A 17,131-nucleotide genomic window follows, 5' to 3' on the forward strand; every position below is an offset into this window, starting at 1 on the left:
CCCGTCCGAGGGAGGCGGTTCGCTCGGGGAGGGCGACTCCGTCTCGCACTCCGGGGGCTCGGTCGGCGACGGCTCGTCCGGCTCGGACGGGCCCGGCTTCGAGGGCGAAGGGCCGGGCGAGGGCTCTGAACCACCCGGCGTGGAGCCGTCGTCCGGCCTCGGGCCGATCTCGATGCCGCCGCCCTTGTCCTTGCCGCCCTTGCCGCCCTTGCGGGCGTGCCCCTTCTTCTTGTGCGCGGACTCGGGCTCCTTGCCGCCCGCGCCCGCCGTGCTGGGCAGGGCTCCCCTGCCGTCGGGTACGGCGTGCACGCCGCCGCGGTAGAACTCGAACCAGGAGAGCACGGTCCGCAGGTAGTCGCGTGAGTGGTTGTAGCCGAGGACCGCCCGGTCGAGGTCGGCCTTGACGGCGAGGTCGCGTTCCCCCGCGCACAGGTAGCGGCCTGCGGCGAGAGCGGCGTCGAAGACGTTGTGCGGATCCTTGCGCCCGTCGCCGTTGCCGTCGGCTCCCCACGCGGCCCACGTGGACGGTATGAACTGCATCGGCCCGACGGCGCGGTCGAAGGCGCGGTCGCCGTCGTAGCGGCCGCTGTCGGTGTCCGTGATCCGCGCGAAGCCTTCGCCGTCGAGGACGGGGCCGAGGATCGGCCTGCGGGTGGTGCCGTCGGCGGTGACGTCGCCGCCGCGCGCCTGCCCCGACTCGACCCTGCCGATGGCGGCGAGGAGTTCCCACGGAAGCCGGCACCGCGGGTCTGTGCGCCCGACGGAACGCTCGGCCTTGCGGTACGCCGCGAGCACGGTCGCCGGGATGCCGGACTGCTCCTGGACGCGCTCGACGGCGCCGCGGGTCGGCGGTCCAGGCGACAACGGGGTGCGGAGCGGCGGGAGTTCGGTGTGGTAGACGTCGTCGGACGGAGCGTTGTCCGGGATCGTCCAGGACTCGTCGGGGCCCTCGTCGCGGGGTGCGCCCTGGCCCGCGGAGGCCGAGCCGGGGGCTTGCGAGGCGGTGAGCGCAGCGACCGCGACGACCGCGAGCGCGGTTCCCGCCGTGCCGCGGCGGATGCGTGCGCCGTAGCGGCGCCGGCCGAGCAGACTCATTGCGTTGCCTCCTGGTTCGTCGTCCGGCGGAGCGCGCTCCGTCGTCGGCTGTCGGGTTGTCGTCGGCGGTCCTCCCGCGGCTCCGGCCGACGTGCGCGCTAGTCGAAGGTGTCGATGCTGTTGATCCGCCAGGAGGCGCCGGTGCGGACGGCGTCGACCGCGAGCATGGCGCCCGCGTACGCCGAACCGTCGTCCGCGGCGGCCGAGTCGGTCCTGCCCGCCGCACCGGTGCGGGTGCTGCGCTGGTCGGCGAAGACGAGGACGCGGGCGCGGTCCTTGCCGTCCGCCGAGCTGATCCGCTCGACGGCCGCGTCGGTGACGGTCGTGGTGAGGACGAGTTTCTGTTTCTCTCCCTGCTTCCTGAGCCCGTCGAGGAGCCGTGCGTGCTGGGCCACGGCGGGGCCCGTCAGCAGGCGGCCGGCCGCGTCGCGGTTCTTCCGCGGTGCCGCGTGGTCGTACGAGAAGAGGGCGTTGACGGCCTCCGTCACCTTGCCCTTCACCTCACTGGTGCGGGCGGTGTCGGTGAGCGCGCTGTTGCGGACCGCCTCGGTGTCGCGTAGCTCGCCCGCGCGTGCGCCGGCCCAGCCGGCGAACGCGCCGAGGAGGACGGTGAGGAGCGCCAGTGCGGCGAGTACCCGGTTGCGGCGCCGTCGGGCGCGTACCGGGTCCGGCTCCGCGCCCTGTTCGGCGTCCGCGTGGCCTACCTGCGTCGGCGCATGGGGAGTTCGGCGGTCCCCCGGCGGGCGCTCCGCGGGCGGGCTCTCGGCGGTGTCCGGTTCCGCCGTGCGGGCGGCGAGGCGGCGCTGCCGGTTGAGGAGGTGGCGTGTGGTCGGCATCGGGGCTCCTCACTCCTTGCCCTGGTCCTGGTCGGAGGTGCCGGGCTCGCTTTCGCCTGCGGAGTCGCCCACGGGGACCTGTGCGAGGGCACTGAGCTTCCAACCCCCCGAGGTGCGGGTCAGCTCGCACCGCATCCGGGTGTCCTTGGTGGTCGGCTTCTGCTTCGGCGCGTTGACGGTGGTGCGCACGGCGACGACTGCGCCGGCTCGGCCCGCACGCTCGTCGAGTTCGTAGAGGGCCGCGGAGAGGACCTTGGCGCGGGTGACGGTCTTCGCCGCCTTCACCTGCTTCTCGAACTCGCCTCGTCCGTCCGCAAGTTGCTTGCGCAGCTCCCCGGTCGTCGACCGCTGCCAGGTGGACAACCCCTGCGCGACGTTGCGGTGGTCGAGGGTGTTGAGGTTCTGCACCCCTTGCTCGGCGGCCGACAGGGCACGGTCGCGGCTCTCGCCGTACGCGCGCGCTCCGTCGTCGGCCGCTGCGTGCCAGCTCCAGCCGCCCCACGCGGCGAAGCAGAGCGCCGCCACGAGCAGCGCCACCGCGGCGGCGAGCACCGGGTCCTTCGGCGGGCGCACCAGCGCGCGCACCCTTTCTCTCATCGATCCGCTCCTCCTCTGCCGTACGCCCCTGGGGCGCTCCGCGTGCTCACCTCGCCGCGAGGCGCACGATCCGCCACTCACCGCCCCGCCGTTCGGCCGTCACGGCCAACTGGGCCGCGGCGGTGGAGGGTTGGCCACCGTCGCGAGTGCTCGTCTGGTCGAGGAAGACGAGCAGCCGGGCCCGGTGGTCGTCGAGGCTGACGACGCCGGTGTGCACCACCCGCGTCGTCAGCGTCAGCTTCTGCTCGGTGACGCGCTTCCGCAGTTGCCCGTAGAGCCGCCGGTACTGCGTCGCCGCCTCGCCGCGCAGCAGGCGCCTGGCGTCGAGTTCCGTGGTGCGGACGCCGTCGGGGGTGTACGAGAAGACCTTGGCCAGGGCGTCTCCCACCTCGCCCGAGACCTCCTCGGTGGCCTCCCGGTCGGTGAGGGCGTGGTTCCGCGCGGAGTCGGCCGAAGTGAGGCGGTACGCGCCGAAGAGCATGAGGCCGCCGGCGAGGACGGCGACGGCGAGCGCCGCCGCGAGCATCACCCGGCGGGTACGCCGTGCCGCCAACCGGCCGCGCAGCCAGGGGCGTTGGCCGCGCCTGACGTCCGCGGCCGGGTCGGCGTCGGCCGCCGCGTCGGTCTCCGCCGTGCGTTCGGCAGAGGTGTCCACGTCCCGGGTCGAGGTGGTCACGAGTCGCCTCCCTCGGCGCCCTCGGCCGGCACGGCGCCGAGTGCGCGCAGCTTCCATCCGTCGCCGGTGCGTTCCAGTCCCGCGGTGAGACGCTTGCGGTCGGTGGTCGGGGCGCCGCCGCGCTCGGTGACGCGGATGTGCACCGTGGCGATGAGCTCCGCGGTGCCGGAGCGGGTGTCGAGTCGGACGACGGCGGCGTCCGTGACCTTCGCCCGGGCCGTCGTGCCCGCCTTGGCGAGCGTGGCGGCGTCGCTCCTTCCGGTACGCCGCAGTTCGTCGCGGAGCGGGCCCGTCGACGCGGCACGCCAGCGCGCCAGGCCGTCCTCGATCCGGCCGCTGCGCACCGAGTTGAGCGTCTCCAGGTGCCGCTTGCCGCTGTCGAGGACGGTGTCCCGGGCCGCCGCGTACGCGAGGTCGTCGTCGGTCTCGGCCTGCCACAACTGCCACCCGGAGAAGGCGAGGAAGAGCGCCGCGGCAGCCGCCGCGCACCAGCCCGCCCACCTGCCGAGCGCATGCTCGGGTGCGTCCGCCACCGCGCGCTCCTCTCCGCTCACCGCCCGCCTCCGATGCGCAACAGCCCCCGCACGCCCACCGGTTGGCGGCTGTCGGTGCCGGGGAGTCCGAGGGCGCCCGGCAGCGCGCCCTTGCCTCCCGCGTCCTCGCCGAGGCGGAGCGAGCCGGGTTTCGCCGGACTGGGGAGCGGCCCGCCGGAGGGGACGTTGGCGGAGCCGCGGACGTTCTTGCCCGTGCTCGGCGGGGAGGCGCACCGTGCCTCCGTGTTGGCCGGCCCCGACGAGGTGTCGAGACCGTTGCGGTAGCGGGTGCCGCCGTAGCCGTCGGTGCACGGCAACGGGTCGAAGAAGGTGACCGCCATGCCGAACTCGGCGCCTCTGCCCGTGATCGCAGTGGAGCCGGCGGCCGCCGCCTGCGGCAGTCGCACCAGCAGCTCCTCGATGCCGTGCTGCCGTGTGACCGCCAGCTCCGACGTGGTCGTGAGGTTGGCGAGCAGGACGCTGAGGCTCGGATCGACGTCCTCAAGCAGGCCGCTGAGCTGGGTCGCGGCGCCGGGTGTCTCGGCGATGAGGCGCCTGAGGTCGGTGTCGGAACCCTTCAACCGCCCGGCCAGCTCCTCGGCGCCGCGCGCGAACGTCCGCAGCGCCTCGCCTTCCTCGTTCTGGGTGCGCAGCACCGTCTCGCCGTCGACCAACAGGCGTTGCGTCGCGGGAAAGTTGGCGTCCGCGGCGTCGATGAACTCGGCACCCGAGTCGAGGAGGACGTCGAGGTCGTCGCCGCGGTTGTGGAAGAGCGTGCCCAACTCGTCGACGACGGTGCGGAGCGACTCGAGCGGCACGGAGGAGGTGAGGCGGTCGAGACTGGTGAGCACCTTCGTCGGAGGGTCGGGGACGCCGGTGTCGGAGCGCTCGATCACGGCGCCCTGCGCGAGGTAGGGGCCGCCGGCTTTCCGGGGCTGGAGGTCGATGTACTGCTCGCCGACGGCGGAGAGCCCTGCGACCTGCGCCTTGAGGTCGGAGGGTATGCGCGGTGCCGACTTCTCGATCTCCAACTCCGCCTCGACGCCGTGCGCCGTCAGGTCGATGGCGCCCACGCGTCCGACGGAGACACCGCGGTAGGTGACGTTGGCGTGCTCGAAGAGGCCACCGGTGCGGGCGAGTTGGACGCGCACGGTGTAGCTGTCCCGAAAGCCGACGAGGTGGCCGACATCGGCGTAGCGCACGCCGATGAAGGCGAGGACCACGACGGCGAGGAGGACGAAGACGAGATTCTTGACGAGCGTGGCCTTGGTGACCATCAGCCCTCCCCCTCCTGGCGCCGCTGGGACGCGCGGTCGCCGGGCTGCTGCGAACTCCCGTTCCCGACAGCGGAGTTGTCGGTTCCTTGCGCGCCGGCGTCGGCGACGGGCGGCAGCGCGACGGGTGGCAGGGCACCGGAGGCGGCCGCGGCGGGGTCGGTGAGGACGGGCGGTACAGGCGTCTCCTCGACCGGGGGCACGATCTGGGTGCCGGGGACCGCGGTCATGTCGAGGTAGACGTTGAGGTAGTCGCCCTTGACGCCGCGCAGGACCTCGTCGGTGAAGGGATAGGTGAAGAGCACCTGGAGGGAGTCGGGCAGGTCGCGGCCGGCGTCGGCGAGGCCGCGGAGCGCGGGGGCGAGCGCGCGCAGGTCCGCGACGAAGTCGTCCTTGGTCTTCTCGACGGTCTCCACCGCGACATCCGAGAGGTCGTCGAGCGAGCCGAGCATCCGCATGAGTTGACCGCGTTGCTTGGAGAGGACCTCGATGCCGGGACTGAGCCCCGTGAGCGTCGTGCCGATCTGCTTGCGGCGCGAGGAGAGCGTCGAGGCGAGGCGGTTGACGCCGTCGAGCGCGTCGGTGATGTCCTTGCGGTGGCCGTCGAGGTTCTTCACCAGCTTCTCGACGCGGCGGAGCATCGAGCGGACTTCCGGCTCGTTGCCGGAGAGCGCCTTGTTCAGCTCCTTGGTGATCGTTTTGAGCTGGCTGACGCCACCACCGTTGAGGAGCATCGAGAGCGCGCCGAGTACCTCCTCCACCTCCGGGTTGCGGTTGGTGCGACTCAGCGGTATATCGGCGCCGCCGGGCTCTGCGGCTCCCCCGGCGAAGGCGGCCGGGGTCCGCGCGGGCCGCCGCTTCGGCGGTGCGACGAGCTGCACGTACTTCTCGCCGAGGAGCGAGGACTGCTCGATCCGCGCGTACGGGTCCTCCGGCAGCCGCACGTCCCCGTTGACGCGCATGGTGACGCGGGCGGTCCAACCGTCCTCCGCCAGCCGGACCTCGGCGACCCGTCCCACGGCGACGTCGTTGAACTTCACCGCGGACTGCGGCACCAGGCTGAGCACGTCGCGGAACTCGGCCGTGATCTCGACCGGTCGGCCGCCGAGATCGGCACCGCCCGGCAGTGGAAGCTCCTCGATCCCGGATATCCGCGGCATGTCGACCCCGACGGCGACGAACGTGAACCCTGCCGCGACCGCCAGCACCACCGCGGCGCCCGCGGCCCCGCGTGCACGGGTGCGTCTCATCGGCCGGCCCCCTTCCCCGGCTCGCCCCGCCCCGGGCCGTAGACCTCGCCGACCTCGGGGAGCGGCAGGGCCGGCAGCGCGCTGCGCCGCTCGGAGGTGACGGGCTCCAGCCCAGCCGTCCCGGCCGCCGCCTCCCGGGATGCGGAGGGGGCGAGCGCACTCCCGCCCATGCTCAGCTCGTTGAGGTTGGCTCTGTTGTCGATGGTGCGGGTGTGCGGGTTGTACGCCCGGACGAGGTTGGATGCCGCGTTGGGCGCGGTGTCGAGCGCCTCGGCGAGGGAGGCGCGTTGGTCGACGAGGGTCCGGGTGAGCGGTGCGAGCTTGTCGACGTTCTTCTTGAGCTCGCCCCGGTGGTCGCGGATGAACGTCTTGACCTCGCCCAGCGCCGTCGAGAGCCGCTCCAGGGCCTGCCCGAGGTTCTCCTTGTCGTCGGCGAGGAAGGTGTTGACGTCCGCGAGTTGGCGCTCGGCGCGGCGTACGCGTGTGTCGTTCTTCTTGAGCATCGCGGTGAAGGAGCCGAGGTGGTCGACCGTTGCGAAGAAGTCGTCGCTGCTTCCCCTGAGGGTCTTCGCGGCCTTGCCGAACTGCTCGACGGATTCGCCGATCGCCTCGCCGTTGCCGCCGAGGTTGCGGGCTCCGACGTCGAGGAGGTCGGAGAGGGCGCCGTTCTCGTTGGCGCCCTCGGGGCCCAGGGCGTCGCCGAGTTCGGTGACGGACGCGTAGAGCTCGTCGACCTCGACGGGGGTGGCGTTGGACGAGGCGGGGAGGTGGGCGCCGGTCCTGAGCTTGGGGCCGCCCGTGTAGGCGGGCGTGAGCTGGACGTAGCGGTCGGAGACGAGACTCGGGGCGATGACGACGGCGCGTGCGTCGGCGGGCAGGTCGACACCCGCGTCGAGCCGCAGGATGACCTCGACCCGTCTCCCCCGGGGTTCGACGGACTCGACCCGCCCGGCGTCGACGCCGAGTATGCGCAGGTCGGAGCCTTCGTAGACGCCGACGGCCCGGTCGAACCAGGCGGAGACGCGCATTCCCTCGCCGCCCGAGGCGAGGCGCACGCCCGCGGTCGTACCGGCGGCGACGACGGCCACGGCGACGCCGATCGCCGGGAGGCGCCGGCGCCAGCGGCCCGGCGGGCGCGGGGCGGCGGCTCCGGTCCGCGCGTGCGCCCCGGGGGCGCGGCGTGCGGTGCTGTGCGAGGCGCGGCGCAGTCGGGAGCGGAGCGCCCCCACCGTGCGACGCGCGCCGGCGCGGGCCGATCCCCGGGTACGGGCGGGATCGCGGCCGTCCGCAGGAAGGTCGTGCGTGGCCATCAGCTCGCGCCTCCCGGTTTCGGCGGCATGCAGCCGCGGCTCGGCGGGGTGTTCGGCGGCAGGTACTTCTTCGGCACCACGCCGCACAGATAGCTGTCGAACCAGCGGCCGTTGCCGAGCGTGTTCCCGACGAGCCGGTAGTAGGGGCCGACGACGGCGAGAGTGCGGTCGAGCTGCTTCCGGTTCTTCAGCAGGACCGTCGTGACGCGGTCCAGGGAGCGGAGCGTCGGCGAGAGCTGCCGCTCGTTGTCGCGGACGAGGCCGCGCAGCTCGGTGCCGAGGTCGCGGGTGCCGGTGAAGAGGGCGTGGATGGCGTTGCGCCGTGCCCGCACCTCGGCGAGGAGCAGGTTGCCGTCCTTCAACAGGCTCTCGAACTGCTTGCGCTGCCCCTTCAACGTCTTCGTCAACTTCTTGCTGCCGCGCAGGAGTTCGCCCAATTCGGCGTCGCGCTTGGAGATCGACCTGGAGAGCGCGGAGAGTCCGGTCGCGGCGGTGCGGACGTCGCCGGGTGTGTCGCGGAAGCTGTCGGAGACGGCTTTGAAGCTCTCCGCCAGCTTGTCGGTGTCGATCTCCCCGAGGGTCTCGCCGAGTCCGGTGAACGCCTCGGTGACGTCGTAGGGCGAGGTGGTCCGCGAGGCCGGGATCGGCGCACCCGGCTCCTGGTCGTGGTCGCCGAGCGGATCGACGGCGAGGTACTTCTCACCCAGGAGCGTCTTGATGCTGATCGCCGCCGTGCTGGCGTCGCCGATCCAGACGTCCTTCACCCGGAAGTCGACCCGCACCTCGCCGCCGGCGAGCGCGACGTCCGTCACCTTCCCGACCTTCACACCGGCCACGCGGACCTCGTTCCCGTCGCGCAGCCCAGCGGCCTCGGAGAAGTCGGCGTGGTACGTCGTGCCGCCGCCGATGCCGGGGAGGTCCTCGGCCCGGTAGGCGACGGCTGCGACGAGGGCGAGGAGCAGCAGGCCGACGAGGCCGACGCCGAGAGGGTTGCGCTCGCGGATCGGCGTCAAGTGCGGGCGCTTGAGGCGCAGTCGGCGGCTCACGACCGGCACCTCGGCTGCGAGATCTCGATACCGGTCGGCGGTCGGCTGCCGTCGTAGGTGGACACGCCGTGTACGCGGGCCTCGCACAGGTACGTGTTGAACCAGGAGCCGTAGGACGATGCGCGCGTGAGCGCGGTCATCTTCGCGGGGGTCCGCCGGAGGAACTGCTCGATCTGCGGCGCCCCGTCGTCCAACTGGTCGGCTACTCGTCCGAGTTGGCTGATGCTGCGCTTCAAGGGCGCCCTTCCGTCCTGGAGCAGGTCCGCGGTGGTCGTCGTGAGCCCGGACATGGCGCTCACCGCCCGTCCGAGCGGCTTGCGGTCCTGGGAGAAGCCGGCGACCAGCTCCTCCAGGCTGTCGACGAGCCGGTTGAAGCCCTGCTCCCGCTTGTTGACCGTCTTCAGGACGCGGTTGAGGTTCCCGATGAGGCTGCCGATCACCTCGTCCTTCTCGGCGAGCGTGGTGGTGAGCGACGCGACGCGGGAGACGAGGCTGCTGACCGTGGCGCCCTCGCCCTGGAGCACCTGGACGATCTCACCGGCGAGTTGGTTGGTGTCCTTCGGCGACAGTCCCTCGAAGAGCGGTTTGAAGCCGTTGAAGAGTTGGGTGAGGTCGAGCGCCGGCGTGGTGCGCTCCAGCGGGATCGTCGCGCCGCGCGGGAGCGAGGTGCCGACGGCGCCAGTGCCGCGCTCCAGCGCGACGTACCGCTGCCCCACCATGTTCAGGTATTTGATCGAGGCTCCGGCCGACGACGGCAGCCGGCGGCCCCGCTCGACGCTGAACTCCACTTCCGCCACCCGCCGTTGGGCCACTCTTATCGAATCGACCTGTCCGACCTTCACGCCCGCGATGCGCACGCTGTCGCCCTCGACGAGCCCCGTCGTGTCGGTGAAGCGGGCCCGGTAGGTGTCGCTCTCGCCGACGCCGCCGTTGGTGATGCTGAACGCGAGGGCCGCCGTGGCGAGCGCGGTGACCAGGACGAAGACGAGCGACTTCAGCAGTGGCCCGGCGAGGCTGGCGCGGTTCACTTCAGCGTCACCTCCGTGCCGCGCAGCGCGGGACCGGTGAGCACGCTCGACCAGTCGGGCAACTCCTGCGGCCTTTCCTCGAGTTCGGGCGCCAGTAGCTCGTTGACGAGCCGGTTCTCCTGCTCGGAGTTGGGTGTGCCGAGGCCGCCCTCGCCGTCGGCGATCGTCGCGCCGGGGCCCGCGCCGGAGGGGCGCGCGGCCGACGAGGCCGTGCCCTTGCCGAGGTAGGGCACGGAGTAGCAGCGGGGCCCGCCGCCCGTGCCGTAGGCCGGCGCGTCGCGGCCGGGGCGGTACTTGCCGCGCGAGGGCGTGGTCGTGACGTTCACGTGCAGTCCCGGTTGGTCGGTGCCCTTGCCGAGCGCCTTGTCCATCGCCGGCACGAAGCGCGCGAGCGTCTGCAACGTGCAGGGGAAGGACGGCGCGTACTCGGCGAGCGTCCGCAGCGTCGGCTCGGACGCGGCGGTGAGGCGGATGAGGTTGTCCTGGTTCGCGCGGAGGAACGAGGTGGTCTCGCGCGCCGAGCGCGTGGTCGTGCCGTAGAGACCGGAGAGGTCGCGCTCCTTCTCGGCGAGGGTGCCGCTCGTCGTCGCGAAGTCCTCCAGCGCGCGGAGGATGTCGGGGGCCGCCTCGCTGTAGAGGTGGCCGACCTTCACCAGCTCCTTGATGTTCCGGTTGAGCGCGGGGAGTTGGGGGTTGAGCTTGGCGAGGTACCCGTCGAGGGTGACGAGGGTCTCCCCCAGCTTCTTGCCACGGCCTTCCAGCGCGCCCGAGACGGCGGAGAGCGTGGCCGAGAGCTTCGCCGGCTGCACCGCAGTGAGCGTGGGGAGGAGGTTGCCGAGGACCTGCTCGAGCTCGATCGCGTTGCGGCTGCGGTCCTGCGGGATCGTGGCACCGGGCCGCAGCGGTTGCGCCGACGGCTCGGCGGGCGGCACGAGCGCTACGTACCGCTGGCCGAAGACGGTGGTGGGGAGCATCTGCGCCGTCACGTCCGACGGGATGTGCGCGAACCGGTCCTTCCGGATGCGCAGGTGCAGCTCGGCGCCGCTGCCGTCGCCGGCCGCCGCCACCTTGCGTACCTCGCCGACGACGACGCCGCGCACCTTGACCTCGGCCCTCTCGTGCATCTCGTTGCCGACACTGCCGGTGCGGACGGTGATCTCCTCGTCGTCGCTGAACTGCTTGTCGTAGACGGCGACGGCGAGCCAGATCAGCAGCGCGGGCACGACGAGGAACACGACGCCGGCGAGCCGCCGCCGCACCGTTCGCAGACGCTCCGGCGTGCGCGGGCGCACGGGGGCGGCCGGACGCTTCGGGGGACTCGGCGGGACCGGAGGCATGGCTTGCGTCGTCATCCGGCCACCTTCACCGTCGTCGTCGCGCCCCAGATGGCGAGGCTGAGGAAGAAGTCCGTGACGCTGATCAGCACGATCGCGTTGCGCACCGAGCGGCCGACGGCCACGCCCACGCCTGCGGGACCGCCGGAGGCGCGGAAGCCGTAGTAGCAGTGGGTGACGATCACCATCACGCTGAAGAGGAAGACCTTGAGGAAGGAGAGGAGTACGTCCTCCGGAGCGAGGAAGAGGCCGAAGTAGTGGTCGTAGGTGCCCGCCGACTGGTCGTTGTAGAAGACGGTGATGAACCGCGAGGAGACGTAGCTGCTGAGGAGGCCGACGCCGTAGAGCGGGATGATGCCGACGACCCCTGCGATGATCCGCGTCGTCACGAGGTACGGCATCGAGCGGATACCCATCGACTCCAGCGCGTCGATCTCCTCGTTGATGCGCATCGCGCCGAGCTGCGCCGTGAAGCCGGCGCCGAGCGTCGCGGAGAGCGCCAAGCCGGCGACGAGCGGGGCGATTTCCCGGGTGTTGAAGTACGCCGAGATGAACCCGGTGAACGCCTCCGTGCCGATCTGGTCGAGCGCCGCGTACCCCTGGAGGCCGACCACGGCGCCCGTGAAGAGCGTCATCGCCACCATCACGCCGACCGTTCCTCCGATGACGCCCAACCCTCCGCTGCCGAAGGCGACTTCGGCGAGCAGCCGCTGCACCTCCTTGAGGTACTTGCGGACGGTGCGCGGAACCCAGCGCAACGCGCTGAGCCAGAAGAGGAGTTGGTCGCCCGGGGCGTCGAGCCAGCCGAAGAGGCGGCGGCTGGTGCGGCTCTCCTCCTCGGCGGCGGGCGGGGTGTTCTTCTCGCGTTCGGGCTCGGGGGCGGGGTTCTCGTGGTCGAGGAGCGCCATCTCACGCTCCCTTCGGCGGGACGAGCTGGAGGTAGATGCCGGTGAGCACCAGGTTGACGAAGAAGAGCAGCAGGAAGGTGATGACCACGGATTGGTTGACCGCGTCGCCCACGCCCTTCGGTCCGCCCCGCGGGTTGAGCCCGCGGTAGGCGGCCACGACGCCCGCGATGAACCCGAAGAGCGCCGCCTTGATCTCGCTGATGTAGAGGTCGGGGAGCTGGGCGAGTGCGGAGAAGCTTGCGATGTAGGCGCCGGGAGTGCCGTCCTGCATCACCACGTTGAAGAAGTAGCCGCCGAGCGTGCCCACCACCGAGACCATGCCGTTGAGCAGGACCGCCACGCAGATGGTGGCCAACACCCTTGGAACGACGAGGCGTTGGATCGGCGAGACGCCCATCACCTCCATCGCGTCCAGCTCCTCGCGGATCGTCCGCGAGCCGAGGTCGGCGCAGATGGCGGAGCCCGCGGCGCCGGCGATGAGCAGCGCGACGATGAGCGGGCTCGCCTGCTGGATGTTGACGAGGACGCTCGCGCCGCCGGTGAAGGACTGCGCGCTGATCTGGCTCGCCAACGAGCCGACCTGGAGCGCGATCACCGCGCCGAACGGGATGGAGACGAGCGCCGCGGGCAGGATCGTCACGCTGGCGATGAACCAGAACTGCTCGACGAACTCGCGGAACTGGAAAGGCCGTTTGAAGACGGCGCGGAGTACGGCGACGGCGAGCGCGAAGAGCGCGCCCGTCTGGCGGAGCCAACCCAGGCCCGGCAGCGGCTGCTCGACCGCGGGTGGCCGGCTACCGTCCGCATCGCCCTCCGCCGTCGGTCCGGGCCCGGGTCGGCCGCTCGTGGGCCCGTTCTCCGGCGCGGGTCCGCCGTCCGGCTTCTCCTCCGCGGGCCCCGTCATCCGTCGCTCCCGGCCTGTTCCGTGGGGGCGGGGTCGTCGGCTCGTCCAGCATTCACGGGCGGGGACGAGGCTGCCTGCGCTGCCACGGTCGCGGTTTCGGACCGCGCAGCAAGGGAGCTGCGGATCGCGGAGCGTGCCGCGGGCGTGAGCGAGTCCAGCATCCCTTCGACCCTGTGCCGCCTGCGTCGTACCGCACTGCGCTCCGGCAGGCCGGGAGAGGGCTCCAACTGCGGTACGAGGAGGTTGCGTTCGATCCCCGGGTCGTCGGCGCGACCGCGCTCCGCGGCGAGGGCGGCGGCATCCTTCTCCTCCGACATACCGATCGGCCCCTTCTTGCTACCGCTGAGGAACTGCGCGACGACCGGCTCCTCGCTGGTGAGCAGCACCTCGCGCGGGCCGAAGGTGACGAGGTTGCGCCGGAAGAGCATCCCCATGTTGTCGGGGACCGTGGCGGCGATGTCGAGGTTGTGGGTGACGATCAGCATCGTCGCGTCGATCTGCGCGTTCAGGTCGATGAGGAGCTGCGAGAGGAAGGAGGTGCGGACGGGGTCGAGGCCGGAGTCCGGTTCGTCGCAGAGGACGATCTGCGGGTCGAGGACGAGCGCGCGGGCGAGCCCTGCCCGTTTGCGCATCCCGCCGGAGATCTCGCCCGGCAACTTGCCCTCGTCGCCGACGAGCCCGACCATCTCCAGCCGCTCCATCACGACGCGGCGGATCTCCGACTCCTTCTTCCTCGTGTGCTCCCGCAGCGGGAAGGCGATGTTGTCGAAGAGGTTCATGGAGCCGAAGAGCGCGCCGTCCTGGAACATGAGCCCGAAGAGCTTCCGCGCCTCGTAGACGTCGCGCTCGGGGCTGTTCACCATGTCGACACCGTCGACCAGGACACGGCCGGACTCCGGTTTGATGAGCCCGATCATCGACTTCAGGAAGACGGTCTTGCCGGTTCCGGAAGGGCCGAGCATGACGCTCACCTCGCCGGTGGGCAGGGTGAGCGATACGTCCTGCCAGATGTTCTTGCTGCCGAAGGACTTCGTCAGCCCCTCGACGGAGACCTCGATCCCCATCTGCTCACACCTCCAGGGCCGGTCGCCGGGGCGGGACCGCCCGGTCGTGCGGAAGACCGCAACTGCCGTGCGCACGTGCCCGATTCGGTCGGCAGGTGGTCCGCACGCACAGCCCAGCACGCGAGATCACTCCGGCCCCCTCGTGTGCGGGATCACTGTCAACGGGTGACAACTCCTCGGCGCCTCGGTTGTCCAGCGGAGCGCGCGTCGGCCGGATCGTCGCGCTCACTCGGCTGCCTCCCCCGGCGTGCCGTGCAGGTCCGGGAGTTGGGGGACCTGCGCGCCGCACCTGCCGGGTACGGAGGCGGCGCAGATCTGCCCCTGGACGAGTTCGAGGTAGTTGTCGGGTCCGGAAAGAGACGCGGTGAAGAGGCGGTTGAGGTCCTCGCCTCCGGCGGTGCCGCACCCGGTGAACTTCGGAAGGTCGATCTTTCCGCGCAGCGGCCCGCCCGTCAGGAGGCTGTACTCGGGCTCCACGCCCTCCAGCCGCGTCTCGAATCGGCCCGTCCGGCACTCGTCGCCGACATCGAGGCGGGTTCCGTTGACCTCCACGTCGTGGAGCCGGATGCGGAGGCCGAATTTGATCGTGTTGAGCATCGGGTTGGCGCGCTTGCCGCGGACCACCGCGGCGAGGGTCATCGGCGTCATCGTCTCGAACTCGACGCGCGCGGAGACCGGGACGAAGTCGAAGGTGAGGAACGTGGAGTAGGAGTCGGGGAGTTCGAGCTTGCCGACGTGGTCGAGCTCGTCCCAGTAGGGGTGGTCGCCGCCCGAGTAACGGGCCTGCCGCACGCCCATCATGATGTAGACCGGTATCGGGTCGCGCCGCGGATCGTTGATGACGAGGGCGCCGCCCAGCTTCGCCACGTTGTTGAAGCCGACCGCGAACGCGCAGCCCAGCGTGCCCGCCTTCGTCGTGATCGCCGCATCGGGAGGGGGCTCGGGAAGGCCGCTCAAGTCCAGGTCTTCGGCGCCGAGTCGGAGTGGTTCGCTGTCGCAGTCCCCGGTCTGCTCCTCGTCCGCCGGCGCGACCGCTATCCCGTCGCGGGAGCCACCCTCCTCGCCGCGCTCGTCCTCGGGGCTCTGCGACGCGGGTCCGCCGGACGGCTCCGGCGACGTCTCGGACTGCTCACCCGGTACGTCCACCGAGCCCAACTCGGGGCGCTCCTCGCCTTTCCCGGGCGAGCACACCACCCTGGCGCTCTCCGACTCCGCGCCGTCCGGGGCCAGTTCGAGGGTGAGCGCGCCGGCCGAGAAGGTCACGGGGCCTGCGCCGCCCACGGTGACGGAAGGGACCTCACCCCTGTGGTCCAGCACCAGGCCGTCGTCGTCTCCGAGTGCTGCGTCCGCGGCCTTCAGCCCGTTCCAGTCGGCTTCGGCGGTCTCCTCGCCCTGCTCGACGACGACCCGCAGCCCCGCCGTACTCGTCACGCTCCGGGTGCCCTCGGGGAGCAGCGTTTCGATGTCGGGCGCGGCGAACCGTGCGCGGACCTCGAACCTGTCGGGAACGATCGGCTCGCCCGGCGCGCCCTGCTCCGGCAGCCGCGGTTGGAAGGCGACCGGTATCTCCCGGACCCCGTCCGGGAGTTGGCACTCGTACTGCGCCTCCACCGCCGTATCGTCCCGTGCCGCGGCTCCGCCTCCCTGCAGCACGCCGGCGAGCACGGCGGCGGCACCGAGCGCCGCGAGGCGACGGGTCCAGGCACGGGTCATCGGTACGTCTCCTTCTCTGCCGACGCGGCCGGTGCGCGGGGCGGCGACGTCGCGCGTCCGTCCCCGTGGGGCGGTCGGCGGAGTCCATCACCGCCCTGGTGCGCCGTGCAGTCGCCGGGGCAATCTCTGTCACCGGCTTACAAGGCTCCGGCGTCGGGGTGGCTACGGCTGCGCGTCCGGCGACGGCGCCGCCGGTCCGGCCGCCCGTCGCGGGTCGGCCCGGTGCGGGGTGCCCGCAGGCCGCAACCGTGCCTGCGAGCACCCGTGTTGCTCAGTCCAGCGTGATGGTCTGCGCCGGGTCGACCGCGTACGCCGCCTGGAAATCCGCGGAGTCGCCGTCGTCCAGGAGGCCGAGGCAGTCGGCGTTGGCAGCGGTCAGGTTGCCCGCGTTGATGACGAGTTCGCCTGTGCTGTTGTCGTAGTAGCCCTCGACGGTGGCCGGGCTTCCGTCCGGGGCCGCGAAGTCGGCTGTGCACAGTCCGGTGGAGTCCTCGATGTGGGCTTCGATGCCGGAGAGGTTGCCGATGACGCGGTCCGGGTTGTCCGGGTCCACGGACTCCGCGTTGAGCTTGAACGGGAATCCGCTCATCGTGACGTCGAAGCTCAGGCCCGGCAGCGTGCAACCGGCGAAGGTGAGCCCGGTGATGTCCGCGATACCGGCGCCTTCGAGTCCGGAGCCGCTCTTCACCGTGCCGGTCGCTTCCGAGGACTCACAACTCAGCGTCATGGCAGGGACTTCCATCGTCGGCGTGTCCGCGGTGCCGACGATGTCCCCGCCGGGGGCGGCGGTCCAGGTGGCGGCCTGCGTCGTCGCCGAGGCGGAGGCGGCGGTGAAGCCGAGGGCGGCGGTGAGCGCGGTCGCTGCGACGAGGGCACTTCTCGTTGTTCTGCGCACGGGGAATTCCCTTCGGAGATCGGTGTAGACTGCGGTACTCGAATTCCCGGCGGCGCGGCTCGTTTCTGCGCCCCGCAGCGTCAGACGACGTCCGGGAGACGCACAGCGAGATCACCGAATTCACGGCGGCCGGGAACCCGTGGGGGCAGACAATCTTCCTTGCCCGAGGGTCGTGTTCGAGGACGGACGTTACGCAGCAGTAACGCGGCACCGCAACACCCCGCCCGCGGAAATCTGCGCCTTTCCGGAAGCGCCGTAATTCTTTGTCACGCGCGCAGTGTCCGGAGCGCGGAATTCATCACGAGGTGCGCGGGCGAGGCCGCGGCCGCCGTGCACCGTTCACCCGAGCGCCGGTCCGGACGGCCTCGGTGCCCGCTCACCTCTGCACAACTTTCCGCGGGTTCTTGGTGGTTGTTGCGCAGAGTCGGTGCACACCGCTGCGGCGGCGATCGGCAGCACGGAGACTGGGAGGTTGGCCATGGACCCGACAAGTTTGTCGGTCCCGACGGTGTCGAACGGTACGGACCTGTTCTATCGTCTTGCGTGCACGAGGAGTTGCGCACCGTGTACGCGGGCCGGCGCCACCCGAGGGACGACCGGGGAACGCTCGTGCCCCACCACGGTGACCAGCGCCTTCGGCCGCGTAGGCCGCACGCCGCCGGACTCGC

Annotated in this window: 16 protein-coding genes; all 16 read right to left on the bottom strand. The window is 71.7% G+C overall.

Going from position 1 to position 17,131, the window contains the following annotated elements; translation table 11 throughout:
- Positions 1 to 1,095, bottom strand: a 1,095-nt coding sequence (locus UWG_RS0122420) for a lytic transglycosylase domain-containing protein (RefSeq protein WP_016909446.1), incomplete at its 3' end; no start/stop codon positions are given.
- A gap of 98 nt (positions 1,096 to 1,193) precedes the next feature.
- Positions 1,194 to 1,931: a hypothetical protein gene (locus tag UWG_RS0122425; RefSeq protein ID WP_016909447.1), complete on the bottom strand. Its 738-nt coding sequence runs from the start codon at positions 1,929 to 1,931 to the stop codon at positions 1,194 to 1,196.
- Positions 1,932 to 1,940: 9 nt separating this feature from the next.
- Positions 1,941 to 2,528 carry a hypothetical protein gene (locus UWG_RS0122430; RefSeq protein WP_050988635.1) on the bottom strand — a complete coding sequence of 196 codons (588 nt, stop codon included), beginning with the start codon at positions 2,526 to 2,528 and terminating at the stop codon, positions 1,941 to 1,943.
- 46 nt (positions 2,529 to 2,574) lie between these two features.
- Positions 2,575 to 3,204, bottom strand: coding sequence for a nuclear transport factor 2 family protein (locus tag UWG_RS0122435; protein WP_016909449.1), 630 nt, complete (start codon positions 3,202 to 3,204; stop codon positions 2,575 to 2,577).
- Positions 3,201 to 3,737 (bottom strand): hypothetical protein, encoded by a 537-nt coding sequence (locus tag UWG_RS0122440; RefSeq protein ID WP_016909450.1) that lies wholly within the window; start codon positions 3,735 to 3,737, stop codon positions 3,201 to 3,203. The genes UWG_RS0122435 and UWG_RS0122440 overlap by 4 nt, the downstream gene beginning before the upstream one ends.
- A gap of 17 nt (positions 3,738 to 3,754) precedes the next feature.
- On the bottom strand, positions 3,755 to 5,014 hold the full coding sequence (locus UWG_RS0122445) for an MCE family protein (protein ID WP_016909451.1): 1,260 nt from the start codon (positions 5,012 to 5,014) through the stop codon (positions 3,755 to 3,757).
- Positions 5,014 to 6,261: an MCE family protein gene (locus UWG_RS0122450; protein ID WP_016909452.1), complete on the bottom strand. Its 1,248-nt coding sequence runs from the start codon at positions 6,259 to 6,261 to the stop codon at positions 5,014 to 5,016. Before UWG_RS0122450 ends, UWG_RS0122445 begins: the two co-directional genes overlap by 1 nt.
- Entirely contained in the window at positions 6,258 to 7,571 is a 1,314-nt protein-coding gene (locus UWG_RS0122455; protein ID WP_016909453.1) for an MCE family protein, read from the bottom strand. Before UWG_RS0122455 ends, UWG_RS0122450 begins: the two co-directional genes overlap by 4 nt.
- Positions 7,571 to 8,626: an MCE family protein gene (locus UWG_RS0122460; RefSeq protein WP_016909454.1), complete on the bottom strand. Its 1,056-nt coding sequence runs from the start codon at positions 8,624 to 8,626 to the stop codon at positions 7,571 to 7,573. The genes UWG_RS0122455 and UWG_RS0122460 overlap by 1 nt, the downstream gene beginning before the upstream one ends.
- A complete protein-coding gene (locus UWG_RS0122465) occupies positions 8,614 to 9,645 on the bottom strand; it encodes an MCE family protein (RefSeq protein ID WP_016909455.1) in 1,032 nt (343 codons plus the stop codon). The genes UWG_RS0122460 and UWG_RS0122465 overlap by 13 nt, the downstream gene beginning before the upstream one ends.
- Positions 9,642 to 10,982: an MCE family protein gene (locus UWG_RS0122470; protein ID WP_420235643.1), complete on the bottom strand. Its 1,341-nt coding sequence runs from the start codon at positions 10,980 to 10,982 to the stop codon at positions 9,642 to 9,644. Before UWG_RS0122470 ends, UWG_RS0122465 begins: the two co-directional genes overlap by 4 nt.
- An 11-nt stretch (positions 10,983 to 10,993) precedes the next feature.
- Positions 10,994 to 11,887 carry an MlaE family ABC transporter permease gene (locus tag UWG_RS0122475; RefSeq protein WP_016909457.1) on the bottom strand — a complete coding sequence of 298 codons (894 nt, stop codon included), beginning with the start codon at positions 11,885 to 11,887 and terminating at the stop codon, positions 10,994 to 10,996.
- Between the two features lies 1 nt (position 11,888).
- Positions 11,889 to 12,791, bottom strand: coding sequence for an MlaE family ABC transporter permease (locus tag UWG_RS0122480; protein WP_016909458.1), 903 nt, complete (start codon positions 12,789 to 12,791; stop codon positions 11,889 to 11,891).
- Complete coding sequence (locus tag UWG_RS0122485; RefSeq protein WP_016909459.1) at positions 12,788 to 13,855, bottom strand: ABC transporter ATP-binding protein; 1,068 nt, start codon at positions 13,853 to 13,855, stop codon at positions 12,788 to 12,790. Before UWG_RS0122485 ends, UWG_RS0122480 begins: the two co-directional genes overlap by 4 nt.
- 225 nt (positions 13,856 to 14,080) lie before the next feature.
- Positions 14,081 to 15,568 (bottom strand): DUF6801 domain-containing protein, encoded by a 1,488-nt coding sequence (locus tag UWG_RS0122490; RefSeq protein ID WP_016909460.1) that lies wholly within the window; start codon positions 15,566 to 15,568, stop codon positions 14,081 to 14,083.
- A 271-nt stretch (positions 15,569 to 15,839) separates the two neighbouring features.
- A complete protein-coding gene (locus UWG_RS0122495; protein ID WP_016909461.1) occupies positions 15,840 to 16,463 on the bottom strand; it encodes a hypothetical protein in 624 nt (207 codons plus the stop codon).
- Positions 16,464 to 17,131 lie beyond the last annotated feature (668 nt).

The sequence above is a fragment of the Streptomyces xiaopingdaonensis genome (assembly GCF_000262345.1).
GTDB lineage: Bacteria > Actinomycetota > Actinomycetes > Streptomycetales > Streptomycetaceae > Streptomyces > Streptomyces xiaopingdaonensis.